Genomic DNA, 16,781 nt, shown 5'->3' on the forward strand with positions numbered 1-16,781 from the left:
CTCCTTTTTTTTGAATTATTTTTGTATCGTTACGATGTTCGTGGTTTGTGAATGCTGATTTCCTGTCTCAAGAAGGGTTAAGGACTCATCCTCCAAATTCGTAAACACAATTGGCGTTACGATAGAAGGCACCTTGTCACGAATTCGATCAAAGTCAACTTTAATAAGAGGCGTCCCTTTGGTCACCGCTTGCCCATCTTCAACAAGAAGCTCGAATCCTTCTCCCTGAAGTTTAACTGTGTCGAGTCCAATATGAATAAGAATCTCAATACCACTCTCTGTTTCAAGTCCAATCGCATGTTTTGTCGGAAACACGTTCACCACTTTCCCGTCTACAGGAGATGTAAATGTATCGCCGCTCGGATCAATAGCGAAGCCCTGCCCCATCATTCCTTGAGCAAAAACTTCATCCGGAACTTCTGACAGCTCCATCACCCGTCCTTCAATCGGCAGGGCAAAGTCTTTTCCAGCTAAGTATTTTTCAGACGTCGCTTTTTCACATGGTTGTACTCCTTCAACCGTCTCGTCTGGTGCTGCTGTATCTCCACGATCCATTCGTTTCCGCATCGCATCGGCAACAAATTCAACGGTTGTCCCTACAATAACCTGAAGATTCTTCTTGCTCATTTTCATAACTCCACGAGCACCGAGTCGTTTAAGCTTCTTCTCATCCACCTTCTCTTGGTCTGTAATCTGCATGCGTAAGCGCGTTGTACAGTAATCCAGACTTTCGATATTGTTCATACCACCAATAGCTTCAATATAGTGATAAGCGAGCGCATCATAGTCGCCCTTCTCCGTCTCCATCTGTTCTTCCTCCATGTCTTCATCCTCACGACCTGGCGTCTTGAGGTCCAACTTAATAATAAGGAAGTAGAAGATGACGAAGTATATAGCTCCCATCACAATTCCTAATCCAGCCAGTAACAGCGGATTCTGAGCTAATGTAAAATTCAACAGATAATCAATTAAACCTGCTGAGAATCCAAATCCATGTCGAATATCAAGTAAGTAAGCCGCCATCATCGATACACCCGTTAAGAGCGCATGGACAACGTACAATAAGGGTGATAAGAACATGAAAGAGAATTCAATCGGTTCCGTCACACCTGTTAAAAATGATGTAAATGCAATACTAAAGAGAAGGCCTCCAACAGCGGCTTTCCGCTCTTTCTTCGCTGCCACATACATGGCCGCACAAGCTGCCGGTAAACCAAACATCATGACTGGAAAGAAACCAGCTAAGAAATAACCCGCTTCCGGGTCTCCGTTTAAGAAGCGATTAATCTCCCCGTGGAATACCTCACCTGAAGCTGTCGTAAATGTTCCAAAATCAAACCAAATCACTGCGTTCATAACGTGGTGCAGCCCTACTGGGATTAAGAGACGATTTAAAACCCCATAGATCCCAACTCCAGCTGTTCCGGCATTTAGAATCCAGTTCCCAAGCGCATCAAGCCCATCCTGTACAGGTGGCCACACAAACCCTAGCACAAAAGCCGTCGCGACCATCACAAGTGACGTAATAATCGGAACAAACCGCTTCCCACCAAAGAAAGCAAGCCAATCCGGAAACTTTACATTGTAATACTTGTTATACAGCAAACCACCCGCAATACCGGCAATCACACCGCCAAACACTTTCATATCTATATCAGAGTCAATCGACTGAGCACCCTCTGTTAAAACAAGATACCCAATCGCACCAGCAAGCGCCGCTCCCCCACTTCCATCGTGCGACAACCCCATCGCAATTCCAATAGCAAAAATAATAGCAAGGTTCCCTAAAATCCCGTTTCCCGCCGCGGTGATGAACGGAATATCAAGCATATCTTCCTTCCCAAGCCGCACAAGTAAAGCAGCAGCAGGAAGAGTCGCAATCGGAAACATTAAAGACTTCCCAATGCGTTGCAAAAAGTTGAGCATAAGCTCCCTCCTAGAGATCATAATAAAATGAAAACGCTTTTAGTACGTATAGAATACCATTTTGGTGTATAGTTGTCTATACCAGTTGTAGTATGGGTGTATTGTAGGTATATTATGTTTGGAGTTGGTTGGGAGCGTTTGGACTCTTTTGGCGCTCGTCTCGACGCTTGGGGCGGGCGTCTGGACTCTTTTGGCGCTCGTCTCGACGCTTGGGGCGGGCGTCCCGACTCTTTTGGCGCTCGTCTCGACGCTTGGGGCGGGCGTCCCGTCTCTTTTGGCGTTCGTGTCGACACTCGGTGCTAGCGTCTAGACTCTTTTGGCGTTTGTCTCGACACTTGGGGCGGGCGTCCTGACTTTTTCGGTACTCATATCGACACTCGGTGCTAGCGTCTAGACACTATTGACGCTCGTCTCGACACTTAGCGCTGGCGTCCGGACTCTTTCAGTGCTCATATCGACGCTTAGGCCGACGTCCCGACTCTTTTGCTGCTCGTCTCGACACTCAGCGCGGGCGTCCCGACTCTTTCGGTGCTCACGTCCAGACACTTTCACTACACCAAAAACCGCCCAAACCTCAAGATGCATGCAATAAAAAAAGAAGAGCTTTTCGCTCTCCTTTTAAATACAATCTATTTTGCTTTTTTCTGCTTCGCATACTGAGCCTTAACAAAAACTAATCCCAGTTCATAATGATCATCTTCATACATCGCACGTTTAGCAAAGCGAATTTCGCCTGCTGTGTCGCGAACGGCAATTTTGCAATAAGCGAGGTTGGATTGAACAGCATGATAAAAGTCTTGCTCATTTGTAACATTTAAACCATTAACCTTCTCAATCGTTTCCCCTACAATCAAGTTCATATCATCCGCAGGTGAACCAGGTATAACCCCTAAGATCGGCAGTCCATCATAACGTGGCGTGAAATATGGATTTTTTCCCTGGTCCCGCCATCTTAGTAAAAATGAACTGATCTCTCGCCCAACAGGTGCAACGAGCACAGCGACAAGAGCCAAAATTGGATAATAGAAACTTGCAGCAGCCAAACCAAGCACAACAATCGATAATACAACCATTGATGCACGCATCGTTAGGGCAGCATGTCTTGGAGACAAACCACGAACCACATGTTCAAACCCTAATAGAATCGGCGCCAGCATTAAACCATATGTTTCATCCCCAACAGCAAGCATCGGCCACCAATCTACAAAAGGCTCAATCGCACCTCCTGGGATTAAGAAGAAAACAGGAAGAAAACCAAGTCGCTTCAAACGATGCTGACCAATTAACTTTCCACGCCCTCCCTTTACATATTGCGGGAAGGAATCATTATTCTGAAAACGATGATACATAATCGCTTCAACCATTAATAATACGCCAAGCAATAGCGCTAAAGCTGATAAACTAGTATCTCCCATCGCACTTATCCATGAGTCAGGAAGAAAAGACCCACTTAACTCAGGTACCCATAATAAAAGTAGTGCAGTTGCCCCCAATGTATAAGCCGGAGAAATCCAGCTAAACCGAAGAGACAACGTAAGCAGAACAACAACCGCGGACCACAATAAGATAACAGGATAAGGAAGTGCAAAACCAACTGCAATAGAAACAATCGATAAGATAAGTCCAAATAATAAGCTTAACCCAATCGTCTTACGCCACTCCGCGAATATATTAAAAATCTTACTCCCAAAATCTCGCCTCTCCCGCTTAATCCGCTTCACAGAAGCCAAAAGCAAAAGCAACACGGTCCAATACAAAATCGGCTGCAAAAACAACCGCCCAAACCCTCTCCCAAGTTCCAAGAACCAATCAGAAATCATGATGTATACCTCCTAAAATGAAATGCGCAGGCGGGTGCTTAGGGCCGTACGGATAAGCAAGATGACCGGAATTGGCGTTAGCCATTGAAGGGCATATTGCTTATCTCGCTAGGCCCTACCCGCCGGAGCTGGACACTAATGAAATGCTGAGGGCCGCGCTTAGACACGGCAGTCATAAGTCAAGCAGCGCAGTGAGGCGTTCTTCCCTCACGGAGCTGATTGGCTTATGTACCGAGTGTCTGCGGCCCGAAGCTAGCCAAATGAAATGCGCAGGCGGGTGCTTATCTCGCTAGGCCCTACCCGCCGGAGCTGGATCTCCCCATCTACCCCAACTTTAACATCTATTCATGAAAAAAATCCGTAGCGATATGCTACGGATTTAATTCGATACGAATCGTTAAATTCCTGCTACCTATTCACTAAACAATACGTTTAGAGCTTTTTTCATTTGGGTGTCGTTCTCTTTGTTTTGAACTTTCTCAATGACTCTAGCTTGAATTTGAGAAGCTGTTTCTTTGTTCACTTCACCCGTAGCTTTAAGATCATTCGCCTTTTGGAAGGCCTTCACCGCTTGAACGGTTTCCTGACTGAAGTAACCATCTTTACGTCCTGGTTTATAGTCAAGCCCCTCCAACATCTTCTGAACGTTGGCGACCTTTTCGCTATTTTGATCAAATGCTAGTGATTCATCTTTAATTTGAACCGGGTTGGTGTAGAAGTAATCAGGTAAATCGGCTTTAACAGTTGGCTTGATTCCATCTTTATGAATCCAGTTGCCATCTGGGGTAAGCCATTTATAAACGGTTAGCTTCATACTACTGCCATCGCCCATTGGAAGGGGTTGTTGAACAGTACCTTTACCAAACGTTTTATTTCCGATTAGTTCATAGTCACCCGCTTCTTTCATCGCACCAGCTAGAATTTCAGATGCAGAGGCACTACCTTCATCGATTAAAACCGTAATAGGGTACTCTTTTTTGCCTTCACGTTCTGTGAAATAGCGTTCCTTTTGACCTTCGCTATTCTCTACTTGAACCATTGGCTTATCTTTTGGAATGAAGTTCTTTAAGATCTCTTGAACCGAGGTGAATAAACCGCCCGGATTCCCGCGAACGTCGATGACAAGTCCTTCAATTCCTTTGTCTTCTAGCTCTTTTAGCTGTGTATTAAAATCTTTCGCTGTGTTTTCAGAGAAAGACGTGATTTCAATGACACCTGCTTTTTTGCCGTCCACTTCTTTTACACTAGAATAAACCGTTTCAATAGGAATCGTGTCACGTACAACATCAATCGTTAGTGGCTCCTGAACTCCTGGACGATCAATTTCTAGGGTAACCGTTGTTCCTTTTTCTCCGCGGATTTTTAGAACGGCGTCATATAAATCTAAGCCTTCGATGTTTTCTCCGTCGACGCTTATAATTTGGTCTTTTGGCTTAAGGCCTGCTTTTTCTGCAGGGGAACCTTTAAACGGAGATACAATCGTTACTTTTCCATCAACCATACTTACTTCTGTTCCGATTCCTTCAAATGAGGAAGAAATGGAGTTGTTGAATTGCTCCATCGTTTCTTGGTCCATGTACACACTATATGGATCTTCTAACGTATCGAGCATTCCTTGAATCGCGCCTTCTACTAATTTCTGAGACTCAATGTCCTGAACATACTTGTCCTGGATTAAAGAAAAGGCCCGGTTCACTTTTGAAAGCTCCCCATTATTATCTTCTTTCAATCCATCGAGGATATCCCCGAGCGACTCCTTTGAACCTTGATTTTCATCTGTAGAAGCCTGACTCTCGCTGTTTGTCACTTCGCTCTTAGCCTGTCCTTCACCAGGCTCAACGAGTTGGACGCCCGCATACGTAATAATTGCCCCTAATACCATAGAAGCAACGAGCAAGACGGCCAGATACCGTTTTCTTAGGTTCATACCTTTTCACCTCGAATAAATCGATTTTCGCACCGAAAATGCTACACAAATGGGCATCACACCGCCTTGTGAGATGCCTTATATTCTTACTATATGCCAGAAACAAACCCGACATGTCCACGATAAAAAAGAAAACCATTCTCCTAATTCCTTACCTACTAGTGTACACCATTTTTTGGAGCCACAAAAGATGTAACCTAAATATAATATGAATCATACATGTTCTACATAGGAAGACCGACATTCAGACATGAAGAATGTCGGCCTTCCTTCTTATTTATCTTCAATCCATTCCAAGATGCCATTTAAGTCCTCATAAATCTTATCAGGTTCCAGGTTTAGCTCTTCGACGGGCAAACGGTTGCGATTAATCCAAGCGGTTTGGAAACCAAAGTTTTTCGCACCTGAAATGTCCCATCCATTTGAAGACATGAAAAGGACTTCTTCCCTCTTGACGCCAAGTTGATCTAAGGCATACAGGTATGAATCCTGAGAAGGCTTAAATTGTTTAATTCCATCTACACTTAATACATCATCAATATAATCCGTTAAACCTGCATGTTCAAGTAGAGGGGTAAGCGTTTCAGGGGTGCCGTTTGAGAAAACTACGCGCTCATAGTTCTCAAGTTTTCCAAGCACCTCTTCCACCTCATCATAATGATCTAGATGTAAGTAGGCATCCATAAGGGCATCACTTTGTTCCTGAGTAATTTCCTCGCCGTGTTTCTTCACCGCATAATGAAGAGCATTCTTCGTAACAACAGGAAATCGTCGATATTTACCCATGACCTGGTATAAGAAGAAATATTCAAGCTGCTTCTGCCTCCAGGACTGACTAATCGTCTCACCTTTTTCCGGGAAAAATTCCTCACATTTTTCTTGCACGGTATGTACGTCAAAAAGTGTACCGTATACATCAAATATAAACGCTTTAATCGGTTTCGTCATTGTAGTTTCATCCTTTCTGGTCGAAGAGTTAGACGTTACCTTTTATGAGTTGGATGTTCTAATGCTATATAATCTCCACAAAAATCTTCATCCATTCTATACCCTTCACCTGATCCTCATAATCTTTTACAAACCATTTTGACAATGTTGGTTAGAGATCTAGAATACTAGCTTATAGTTACGAGATTATGTGAAATGTCACACTTTACACATACGAAAATAAGAGCCACACCTCATGAGGTGTAGCTCTTACCTTAACTTTCTATTGTTTTAGAAGTTGATGTAGCTTGATGGATTTACAGCATTGGTCTTCGAAGCGTTCCAAGGTCCAACGTGAAGTTCAAAGTGTAGGTGTGTTCCAGTAGAGTACCCGGTATTACCCATTTCACCAAGAACTTGGCCTTGTTGAACAGATTGTCCATTGGAAACCGCACGATTTTGCATGTGGGCATAAACGGTTGTATATACTTGCCCTCCTTTTAAGTGAGAAAGGAATACAACGTTACCGTAACTTGAAGAATAATAGGATTTAATAACCGTCCCTGACGCTACAGCTTTAATTGGATTAGAAGCTCCCGCGCGACCTAAGTCAATTCCAGGGTGCTGGGTTCCCCAACGCGGACCGAAAGTAGATGTAACAGGTCCAGCTGCCGGGCGAATAAATCCGCTTGAGCTTGGTGCAGACGGTGCTGGTGCCGGTGTTGAACTTATATTGTTACCGCTGTTTGTTGAGTTACTTGAACTACTTGAACCGTTTGAAGAGTTGTTGCTTTGTGCTTCTTGTTCTGCTTTTCGTTCTGCTTCTCTCTTCTTCTTTGCTGCAAGTGCTGCTGCCGCTTCACGTTCTTCAGCTTCTTGCTTAGATTGTTGCGTACGTTGGCGTTCAGCTTTAATAGCTGCTGCTTGGCCTTGAAGGATTTCAGCTTGCTCTGAGAATTCCATTTTCTTATCGTGAAGCTCTTGCTCTTTTTGCTCTAAGCTATCCATTAGCTCACGCTTTTGATCTAGCTGTTCGTCCAGTTGAGCTTTAAGAGATTCTAACTGCTTCTTCTGTTCTTCTAAGTTGGACTTTTTCGTTTCAAGCTGCTTCTTTTTGTCCTCTACTTCGACTTTCTTTTCTTCTAAAGACTTTTTCTCAGACTGATGCGTATCTAAGATCTTTTGGTCCTGGCCCATGATCTTATTTACAGCTGATGTGCGATTTAAGAAATCACCAAAGTCTTTTGAATCCATGATTACTTCTAAATAACTGATGTCTCCACCATTTTTTTGAAGGGTACGAAGGCGATCTTTCAAAAGCTGCTCTCGTTCTGCAATGCTTACGATTAGTTCTTTAATTTCTTTTTTCAGCTGTTTAATTTCTTTTTCAGTTTGTTCAATTTCATTATTTGTTTTAGCAATTTGTTCTTCTTTTGAGCTAATATCACTTGCTGTATTAGAAACTTTTTGATCAAGTTCTTTCATCTGTGCATCAATTTTTTCTTGTTTCGCAATATTATCATTTAGTTCTGATTCTGTTTCGTCTTTATTCTCAATCGCGTTTGCTCGTTTCTCATCTAATTCAGCTTGTTTCTTTTTCAACTCATTGATCTCTTGTTGCAATTCTGAAGAAGATTTCGCCATCACTTTCTCAGCAGAACCCGCAAACGTTCCTGCTAATAAAAGTGCAAAGATCGAAAACATACTAACTATCTTTCTCATATTCCGCCTTTCCCCTTCCCTGTCTAAGTGCTAATTTATACTTTTAGGAACTTGCGGACACTCATCACGCTTCCCCATACGCCAATGAACGCTCCGATCGCAAGTAAGATTAATGCTAATTGCCATGCTAGTGGATCAAATGGAATAATCTCCACAAATGAGAAGTTAATCTTCTCTCTTAAGTTGTTATACACATAGTAATAGGCTCCTAAGGTTACTCCAATTGGAATAAGGGATCCTAGGATTCCGAGTAACATGCCTTCAATGAAGAACGGCCAGCGAATAAAGCTGTTCGTTGCCCCAACAAGTTTCATAATGCCTATTTCTTTACTTCGTGCCGTGATGGTAAGTTTAATTGTGTTTGAAATGAGGAATATAGCTGTAAACACTAATCCTGCAATAAGTCCGATCCCAATGTAACGTGCGTACTTGGTGAACTTCAACAGTTTCTCAACTACTTGTTGCCCGTATGTAACTTCGTCGACGTTATCAAACGTAGCAATTTCGTCTGCAACATCAAATGTATCAATAGGATCTTCTGTCTTTACTACAAAGACATCATTAAGAGGATTATCCTGCTCAAATAGCTCCCATTGGTCGCCATCTTCCCCCATTGTCTCCATTAAACTCTCGAGCTCTTTTTCCTTAGATGAGAATTGGAGGCTCGATATTTCTGTGATATCTCTAATCTTTGCTTCAATTTTTTGAATGTCTTCTTCTTGGGCTGTTAGATCCACAAGAACTCTAATTTCTACGTCTTCTTCAACATTGTTCGCCATCTGGTTTAAGTTCAACATCAGGGCTACGAATATCCCGACTAATAGTAGAGTCGTCGTTACAGCACCAATGGATGCTACTGTCATCCAACCATTTCGGTAGATGTTCTTTCCGCCTTCACGTATATGCCTGCCTACCGTTCTAAGCTTCATAACCGTATTCACCTCGATGCTCATCGCGTACAATTCGACCATTTTCGACTGCTATAACGCGCTTCTTCATGGTATTTACGATGTCTTTGCTGTGTGTTGCCATTATAACGGTTGTTCCACGTGCGTTAATTTCTTCGAAAATCCTCATAATCTCCCAAGACGTTTCCGGGTCCAGGTTTCCTGTTGGCTCATCTGCAATCACCGTCTTAGGATGATTTACTATGGCTCTTGCTATAGAAACTCGCTGTTGTTCACCACCGGATAACTCATCAGGAATATGACGAGCTTTGTGTTTGAGATTCACAAGATCGAGGACTTCCATAACACGGCGACGGATATTCTTTGGTGTTTCTTCAATTACTTCTAATGCAAAAGCAATATTTTCATAGACTGTTAATCTCGGAAGCAATTTAAAATCTTGATATACAACGCCGATATCTCTTCTTAAGTGTGGAATCTTACGTTCTTTCATTTTATTTAAATAAACTCCATTAATCGAAATGGAGCCGCCTGTAGCCTTCTCTTCTCTATACATCATGCCGACAAGTGTGGATTTACCTGCTCCACTTGGTCCAACGACATAAACGAACTCACCTTGTTCAATTGAGAGGTTCACTTCATTAAGAGCAGAAACCCCATTCGGATATGTTTTCGACACGTCTTTCATTTCAATCATTAGCAAACCACCTGTACATGTATGATTAATCTTGATTGTCTGTTTGTCCATATTCTGTCTACATTTCTAAAATTCACTTCGTCTTTTGTCCTACTTATTATAACATCTATTTTCTATTTTTTTAGACATATTTTTATTACATTTTTATTTCAAATGTTGTCATATTTTGAAATCTGTTAGGGAAGTGCATGAAATTTGTCACCATACTGGAAAATCCACAAGAAAAAAGCCCAAAGTATAGAATACTTTGAGCTTTCTCATTACATATGTTCGGGTAAATGAGTCCTTATTTCTTAGATGCTAACCAAGCGGAAACGGTATTAGTGTCTTCCTCACTCAGGTTCTGAGCTGGCATACCGCCTTGACCATTCTTGATAATATCTGCGATTTGACTCTTGTCTAGCTTCGATCCAATCGTTTGAAGAGATGGACCTACTTGACCAGATAGATCGTTGGCATGACATCCAGCACATGTTTGCTTATAAATCTTCTCAGCAGCTGCGGTGTCTACAGCACCTTCACCGCCGCCTTCGCCTTCCGTGCTTTCGCCACCATCTGTTCCAGTGTCACCATTTGTTCCTTCTTCTGTTTGTGTGTCTTCGCCATTGTCAGTAGTGGCATCTTCTCCACCATCATCGCCACCGCCACCACATGCACTAAGTACAAGAGCGGATCCGAATAACAGGGCTAACAGTTTACTTTTCATGTTACTTCCCCCTAACGAAGTAATGTAATTTCCATCAAGGATATTATAACCAATTCAGGAAGTTTTAAAACCCTCCCCAAGTACCTCAGCTGCATCCATTGCAATAACAAAAGCTGAGGGGTCAATACTCTTAACGGTTTGTGTCAATTTGGTGAATTCACTCTGCTCCACCACGACCATGATGATATGGCGATCTTCATTCGTATAACCGCCTTTACCGTTTAACACGGTTACACCACGATCAATTTCCTTGATGATAGCTTGCCTCACTTCTTCTAATTCATTCGAAATAATCATGACATTTTTTGAACGATTTAAACCAACCTGTACAAGGTCGATTGTGCGCGAAGTAGCAAATAGACCAATAAGTGCAAATAAACCTTTTTCAATGTCGAAAACAATGGCTGCTGTTGTAACAATTAATCCATCCACCATCGCTACACAAAGCCCTAGCGGTATGTGAGTGTATTTATGAATGACTTGAGCAATCAGGTCTATGCCACCAGTTGAAGCGCGACCTCTGAAGACAATTCCTAATCCAATACCAACACCCATACCTCCGAATATTGCGGCAAGGAGTGCATTCTCTGTAGCTGGATCAATTCCACTAGTCAGCTTAACGAAAAACGGCAAGGCAAGTGTACCAACTAATGATTTAGCACCAAAGTTCTTGCCAAGAATAATAACGCCTAATATAAAAAGCGGAATGTTAAGAGCCCACTGAACATATGCCGGGTCCCAGCCAAATAACCCTTTCGTTATGGTACTGATTCCAGCCACACCACCAGAAGCGATCTCATTCGGTAGTAGGAAAATATTAAACGCGGTCGCCACAAAAGCTGACCCCACAATGACTAACGTGTACTCAATAATATGCCGTAGCCATGTTGGCATCGGCTCTCTCCGATACTTCTTCATCATATCCCCAAAACCCCTTTCCTTTAGCACACCACACAGTGCCAGACACCCTTTAACAGAGTAAAGGGTGTCTGGCACTCGCTGTTACAGTAAAGTGTGAAAGCAAACCTGATCGTCCTTTCTTTGATTGTGTGCATTTAAGGACTAGTTCACTCACATATGTATTTATTTTCGTAAAAGTCCGTTATGGAGTATAGCACCAAACCCTGAAGGTGTAAACGACACCGAAATAACGTATTAGCGCGGTAAAGGAGTGCAGGGTGTCAGGCACCCTTTAGCACTTTAGAGCAACGCTTGGTGTCTGGCACGCTTTAGTGCTTTAGAGCATCACTCGGTGTCTGGCACTCTTCTATTGATTAAAGCGCAAAAAAGCCTGCCGGGTGGGCAGGCTTTTTGTTTATTAGTTGATGAGGGAGCGGAGGTAGGCGTCGATGAATGGGTCTAGGTCTCCGTCCATGACACCTTGTACGTTTCCGACTTCTTTATTCGTTCTGTGGTCTTTCACCATAGAGTATGGGTGGAAGACGTAGGAACGAATCTGGCTTCCCCAACCGATTTCTTTTTGCTCTCCGCGGATCTCATCAAGCTCACGCTGCTGACGTTCGATTTCTTGTTGATATAACTTCGACTTCAGCATCTTCATGGCTTGTTCGCGGTTTTTGATCTGAGAACGTTCAGACTGACACGTTACAATTGTGTTTGTTGGCGTGTGCGTAATACGGACAGCGGAGTCTGTTGTGTTCACGTGCTGACCGCCGGCACCACTTGCACGGTACGTGTCTACTTTAAGATCTTCTGAACGCACTTCAATATCAATCTCATCATTAAACTCTGGCATCACTTCACAAGACGTGAAGGATGTGTGACGACGGCCTCCTGAGTCGAACGGGGAAATACGCACGAGACGGTGAACGCCTTTCTCCGCTTTCAGGTAGCCATAAGCGTTATGACCCTGGATATTTAGCGTTACGCTTTTCACGCCAGCTTCCTCACCTGGAAGATAGTCCATTGTTTCAACCTTAAAGCCACGCTCTTCAGCCCAGCGTGTGTACATGCGAAGAAGCATGCTTGCCCAGTCCTGAGACTCTGTACCACCAGCACCAGGGTGCAGTTCAAGGATCGCGTTGTTCTTATCATATGGTTCACTTAGAAGCATTTGCAGTTCAAATTCATTGAGTGCTTCCACTAGCTTTTTCATGTCTTCCTCAAGCTCTTCGGCAAGCTCTTCGTCGCCTTCTTCTTTTACAAGCTCGTAGGATACTTCAAGATTTTCAAGTGACTCAACGTGTTCTTCTAACGTGTGAACGTAGCCTTTTAAGCCGTTCACTTCACCGATTACCTTTTGAGCCGTATCCTGGTCATCCCAGAAGCTTGGGTCAGACATTTGCTCTTCTAGTTCCGCAATGCGCTCTTTCTTTGTATCGAGGTCAAAGAGACCCCCTGAAGTCCGCTAAACGATTAGCCATTTTGTCAATCTCTTGCTTAATATCTACTAGTTCCATGACATCACCTCATCTAATATTAAAACCACTATAAATAGGGAAGACACCCTCTTCGAAAAGAGCGTGCCCTCGCCTGTTATTGACCGTGGCAGTTCTTGTATTTCTTACCGCTACCGCAAGGACAAGGGTCATTGCGCTTCACGTGGTCCGTTTTTACAACAGGTTTACGTTTCTTCTCTTTTTGTTGTTGTTCGTCCTGTCCGCCAGAAACAGCCTGTGCTCCTTTAGCTACTTCCTGACGCTGCAGGTTCTCACGAATTTGAGCTTTCATCACGTATTTTGAAACTTCTTCTTCAATGGCCGCGATCATCTTCTCAAACATCGCAAATCCTTCGAACTGATACTCGCGTAACGGATCGTTCTGACCATATGCACGCAGGTGAATACCCTGGCGCAGCTGGTCCATCTGATCAATGTGGTCCATCCACTTCGTATCAACTGTGCGAAGAAGGATAACTTTCTCAAACTCACGCATTTGTTCAGGCGTTAGTTCTTCTTCCTTCTTATCATAACGATCTTTCACTTTTTCCATGATGAGCTCGATCATCTCTTCAGGGTCTTTCCCTTTTAGGTCACCCTCTGTAACGTCGCCTTCTTCAAGGATATTTCCGTTCAGATATGTGATCAGCGCATCAAGCTCCCAGTTCTCGTCCATTTCATCTTGAGTGTGGAGAGCAACTTGACGCTCAACCGTTGATTTCATCATCTCTTCGATGATCTCACGCAAGTCATCAGATGTTAAAACGTCATAGCGCTGCTTGTAAATAACTTCACGCTGCTGACGAAGCACATCGTCATACGCAAGAAGCGTTTTACGAGCATCAAAGTTATTACCTTCTACGCGTTTCTGTGCCGATTCAACCGCACGAGAAACCATTTTACTCTCAATGGGCTGAGAATCATCCATACCGAGACGGTCCATCATGCTGCGCATGTTATCAGAACCAAAGCGACGCATTAGTTCATCTTCCATTGCAAGGTAGAACTGAGATACACCAGGGTCACCCTGACGTCCGGAACGACCACGAAGCTGGTTATCGATACGACGCGATTCGTGACGTTCTGTACCCATTACAGCTAATCCACCAAGCTCACGAACACCATCTCCAAGCTTGATGTCTGTACCACGGCCGGCCATGTTCGTCGCAATCGTAATGGCGCCTTTTTGACCCGCGTTCTCAATAATTTCTGCCTCACGGAAGTGGTTCTTCGCGTTCAGGACGTTGTGCGGAATCTTCGCTTTCTTCAAGTAATTTGAGATAAGCTCAGACGTTTCAACCGCAACAGTACCAACAAGAACAGGCTGTCCTTTATCGTAACGCTCTTTAATATCCTCTACGACAGCTAAGAACTTCGCATCCGTGGATTTATAAATCATGTCCGCTTTGTCATCACGAGCAATTGGCTTGTTCGTTGGAATGACAACAACGTTCATATTATAAATGTTACGGAACTCTTCTTCTTCCGTTTTCGCTGTACCGGTCATACCAGAGATCTTTTCGTACATACGGAAGTAGTTCTGGAATGTGATCGTTGCAAGCGTCTGGCTTTCGTTACGGATTTGAAGGCCTTCTTTCGCCTCAATCGCCTGGTGTAAGCCATCGCTGTAGCTACGACCTTTCATTAAACGACCGGTAAATTGGTCAACGATAACAACTTCTTCTTCCTGCACCACGTAATCCTGGTCACGAAGCATAGATGTGTGCGCTTTTAACGCCTGGTTAATGTGGTGAGTAATCGAAACGTTCGGAAGGTCATACAAGTTTTCGATATTAAAGAAGCGTTCTGCTTTGTTAATCCCTTGTTCTGTTAGCTGAACACCTTTTGTCTTCTCATCATACGTATAGTCTTCTTCTTGAGTAAGGGTACGTACGTATTGGTCTGCCTGATGATAAAGGTTCGCAGACTTTTGCGCAGAACCTGAGATAATAAGCGGCGTACGCGCTTCGTCAATTAAGATGGAGTCAACTTCGTCAATGATCGCGAAGTGAAGCGGGCGCTGTACCATTTGTTCTTTATATAACACCATATTGTCACGCAGATAATCGAACCCAAACTCGTTGTTCGTACCATACGTAATATCGGCAAGATAAGCTTCTTTCTTCTCTTCCTTCGACATGCCGTTTAAGTTCAAACCGACAGTTAGACCAAGGAATTCGTGTAATTGACCCATTTCACTAGAGTCACGTGTCGCCAAGTAATCATTGACGGTGATAATGTGAACGCCTTTTCCAGTGATGGCGTTTAAATAGGCTGGTAAAGCAGAGGCTAGCGTTTTACCTTCACCCGTTTTCATCTCAGCAATGTTCCCTTCATGAAGGGCCACTGCACCTGATAACTGAACTGGGTAAGGGCGCAATCCTAATACACGTTTCGCTCCTTCACGAACGACCGCATAGGCATCTGGTAAAATATCATCAAGATCTTCACCTTTTTGATAACGCTCTTTAAATTCTTCTGTTTTCGCACGAAGATCCTCATCTGAGTACTTCTCATATTGAGGTTCTAAAGATTCAATCTGATCGACAACTCGCTGCATCTTCTTCAGCTGTCGTGAGTTATCGTCTCCAAATACTTTTTTCAGCAAAGCACGCATGTATAACGCTCCCCTATTTATAGAAATCCGTTACTTAATTATTAGTTAGATCTGACAATAATCATAACACTTTTAGGTAGGAAGTGACAACTTACTATCAGGAAGCGCAGGCGCCTTGCTCACCACCGATAAGCTTAAGGCAAAACGGGCTATAAGTTGCTTTTTACTTATAGCCCGTTTTGCCTTAAGACCTCGAGGTGGTAGGCGCCGGAGCTGGACTACTATCCCCTATAATGAAGAAAAGAACAGCCCGAGGGTGAGCTGTCCTTTTTAATGAGGGGGACTTGCGAGGAATCTTGCGAGTGAGGTGAGGAGGCAAAAACGGGGGGTTTAGACTTGAAGGTGATGAAGCTCGACGCGACGCTGTCGTTGATCCAGTTCGCTGACTTTTCGATTGGTTACAGCGAGGATCTCCAATAGCTGCGTGATCAGCTCTTCCTGCTTTTTAACTTTGTGATACAGTTCAGTATAGGAAAGCTCATCTTTCTTCATAGGCACGCCTCCTTTCATCGTTACCTAATTTATACCATGAGAGCTTTTAAGAGGGCCAACTACAGAAATTAAAAAACTGCAAGGAGGAATCCCGGTAAATCAGGGTTTCTGTTTGCAGTTTTTTAATTTTGGTAAGCTGCGGGCTAAAAACTGTTCTTTTTCGAGGAAATGTGAGGAAATTTTTAAGAGGAGTGTTTCCGTTGCTTTTGTGCAGAGAAAGGAGGGCTGGGGAATCACTCGCTTTCCGCGGCCCCACACGACGTGGGGTCGTTCGACGTTGTCACAGGACGTGACGTTCTTAGTCGAACTTCCTCTTTTATTTACGAGCTCCTACTGCCGCAGGAGTCTCGCAATTTCTCGGCCCACCTTTGCCATATTAGAATTAACGGAAATATGCCGCCTGAGGGGTAGTATCGGTTGAGTGCATATTACCCTTATATTGCGGGGGCCGTTAGACCAAATCAAATCAAGTGGGTGACTGGGGAACGGGGAGACTCCTGCGGGAGAAAGAGGTCGACGAGACCCCGGACTGAACGAAGTGAGGGAGGAGGCTCGACAGCTCGCCCGCGGAAAGCGAGTCGTTCCCCAGTCACCCACTATCGCTCAACAAACGTAACGGCCTCATCCATACAAAAAAGCT

The 16,781-nt window shown here is 43.7% G+C and carries 12 protein-coding genes; all 12 read right to left on the reverse strand.

The window, feature by feature from the left end:
• Window positions 1–15: 15 nt before the first annotated feature.
• Window positions 16–1,926, reverse strand: coding sequence for an N-acetylglucosamine-specific PTS transporter subunit IIBC (gene nagE, locus N780_RS09355; RefSeq protein WP_036782930.1), 1,911 nt, complete (start codon window positions 1,924–1,926; stop codon window positions 16–18).
• 629 nt (window positions 1,927–2,555) lie between these two features.
• The gene (locus N780_RS09365; RefSeq protein WP_036782934.1) at window positions 2,556–3,746 is read right to left on the reverse strand and encodes a hypothetical protein; all 1,191 of its coding nucleotides are present in this window, start codon (window positions 3,744–3,746) and stop codon (window positions 2,556–2,558) included.
• A 412-nt stretch (window positions 3,747–4,158) separates the two neighbouring features.
• Window positions 4,159–5,673: a S41 family peptidase gene (locus tag N780_RS09370; protein WP_036782936.1), complete on the reverse strand. Its 1,515-nt coding sequence runs from the start codon at window positions 5,671–5,673 to the stop codon at window positions 4,159–4,161.
• A 273-nt stretch (window positions 5,674–5,946) separates the two neighbouring features.
• A complete protein-coding gene (locus tag N780_RS09375; protein ID WP_036782939.1) occupies window positions 5,947–6,621 on the reverse strand; it encodes a haloacid dehalogenase type II in 675 nt (224 codons plus the stop codon).
• Window positions 6,622–6,891: 270 nt separating this feature from the next.
• Window positions 6,892–8,322 (reverse strand): murein hydrolase activator EnvC family protein, encoded by a 1,431-nt coding sequence (locus tag N780_RS09380; RefSeq protein ID WP_052114978.1) that lies wholly within the window; start codon window positions 8,320–8,322, stop codon window positions 6,892–6,894.
• Between the two features lie 35 nt (window positions 8,323–8,357).
• Window positions 8,358–9,251, reverse strand: coding sequence for a permease-like cell division protein FtsX (gene ftsX, locus N780_RS09385; protein WP_036782941.1), 894 nt, complete (start codon window positions 9,249–9,251; stop codon window positions 8,358–8,360).
• Entirely contained in the window at window positions 9,241–9,927 is a 687-nt protein-coding gene (gene ftsE, locus N780_RS09390; RefSeq protein ID WP_036782944.1) for a cell division ATP-binding protein FtsE, read from the reverse strand. Before ftsE ends, ftsX begins: the two co-directional genes overlap by 11 nt.
• Window positions 9,928–10,213: 286 nt before the next feature.
• Window positions 10,214–10,633, reverse strand: a complete 420-nt coding sequence (locus N780_RS09395; protein WP_036782946.1) for a c-type cytochrome — start codon at window positions 10,631–10,633, stop codon at window positions 10,214–10,216.
• A 54-nt stretch (window positions 10,634–10,687) separates the two neighbouring features.
• Window positions 10,688–11,551, reverse strand: coding sequence for a YitT family protein (locus N780_RS09400; RefSeq protein ID WP_156969137.1), 864 nt, complete (start codon window positions 11,549–11,551; stop codon window positions 10,688–10,690).
• Window positions 11,552–11,951: 400 nt separating this feature from the next.
• A protein-coding gene (gene prfB / locus N780_RS09405) for a peptide chain release factor 2 (protein ID WP_156969128.1) occupies window positions 11,952–13,053 on the reverse strand; the annotation gives its coding sequence in 2 pieces (ribosomal slippage) (window positions 11,952–12,980 and window positions 12,982–13,053; 1,101 coding nt in all).
• A 76-nt stretch (window positions 13,054–13,129) separates the two neighbouring features.
• Window positions 13,130–15,649 (reverse strand): preprotein translocase subunit SecA, encoded by a 2,520-nt coding sequence (gene secA, locus N780_RS09410; protein WP_036782953.1) that lies wholly within the window; start codon window positions 15,647–15,649, stop codon window positions 13,130–13,132.
• A 330-nt stretch (window positions 15,650–15,979) separates the two neighbouring features.
• Window positions 15,980–16,141: a hypothetical protein gene (locus N780_RS19795; RefSeq protein WP_156969129.1), complete on the reverse strand. Its 162-nt coding sequence runs from the start codon at window positions 16,139–16,141 to the stop codon at window positions 15,980–15,982.
• Window positions 16,142–16,781 lie beyond the last annotated feature (640 nt).

The sequence above is a fragment of the Pontibacillus chungwhensis BH030062 genome, assembly GCF_000770675.1.
Classification (GTDB): Bacteria; Bacillota; Bacilli; order Bacillales; family BH030062; genus Pontibacillus; species Pontibacillus chungwhensis.

What these genes read in the sequence shown, in the direction of transcription:
- nagE (WP_036782930.1), bottom strand. Translation starts at nt 1,926, where the DNA reads ATGCTCAACTTTTTGCAACGCATTGGGAAGTCTTTAATGTTTCCGATT.
- N780_RS09365 (WP_036782934.1), bottom strand. Translation starts at nt 3,746, where the DNA reads ATGATTTCTGATTGGTTCTTGGAACTTGGGAGAGGGTTTGGGCGGTTG.
- N780_RS09370 (WP_036782936.1), bottom strand. Translation starts at nt 5,673, where the DNA reads ATGAACCTAAGAAAACGGTATCTGGCCGTCTTGCTCGTTGCTTCTATG.
- N780_RS09375 (WP_036782939.1), bottom strand. Translation starts at nt 6,621, where the DNA reads ATGACGAAACCGATTAAAGCGTTTATATTTGATGTATACGGTACACTT.
- N780_RS09380 (WP_052114978.1), bottom strand. Translation starts at nt 8,322, where the DNA reads ATGAGAAAGATAGTTAGTATGTTTTCGATCTTTGCACTTTTATTAGCA.
- ftsX (WP_036782941.1), bottom strand. Translation starts at nt 9,251, where the DNA reads ATGAAGCTTAGAACGGTAGGCAGGCATATACGTGAAGGCGGAAAGAAC.
- ftsE (WP_036782944.1), bottom strand. Translation starts at nt 9,927, where the DNA reads ATGATTGAAATGAAAGACGTGTCGAAAACATATCCGAATGGGGTTTCT.
- N780_RS09395 (WP_036782946.1), bottom strand. Translation starts at nt 10,633, where the DNA reads ATGAAAAGTAAACTGTTAGCCCTGTTATTCGGATCCGCTCTTGTACTT.
- N780_RS09400 (WP_156969137.1), bottom strand. Translation starts at nt 11,551, where the DNA reads ATGAAGAAGTATCGGAGAGAGCCGATGCCAACATGGCTACGGCATATT.
- secA (WP_036782953.1), bottom strand. Translation starts at nt 15,649, where the DNA reads ATGCGTGCTTTGCTGAAAAAAGTATTTGGAGACGATAACTCACGACAG.
- N780_RS19795 (WP_156969129.1), bottom strand. Translation starts at nt 16,141, where the DNA reads ATGAAGAAAGATGAGCTTTCCTATACTGAACTGTATCACAAAGTTAAA.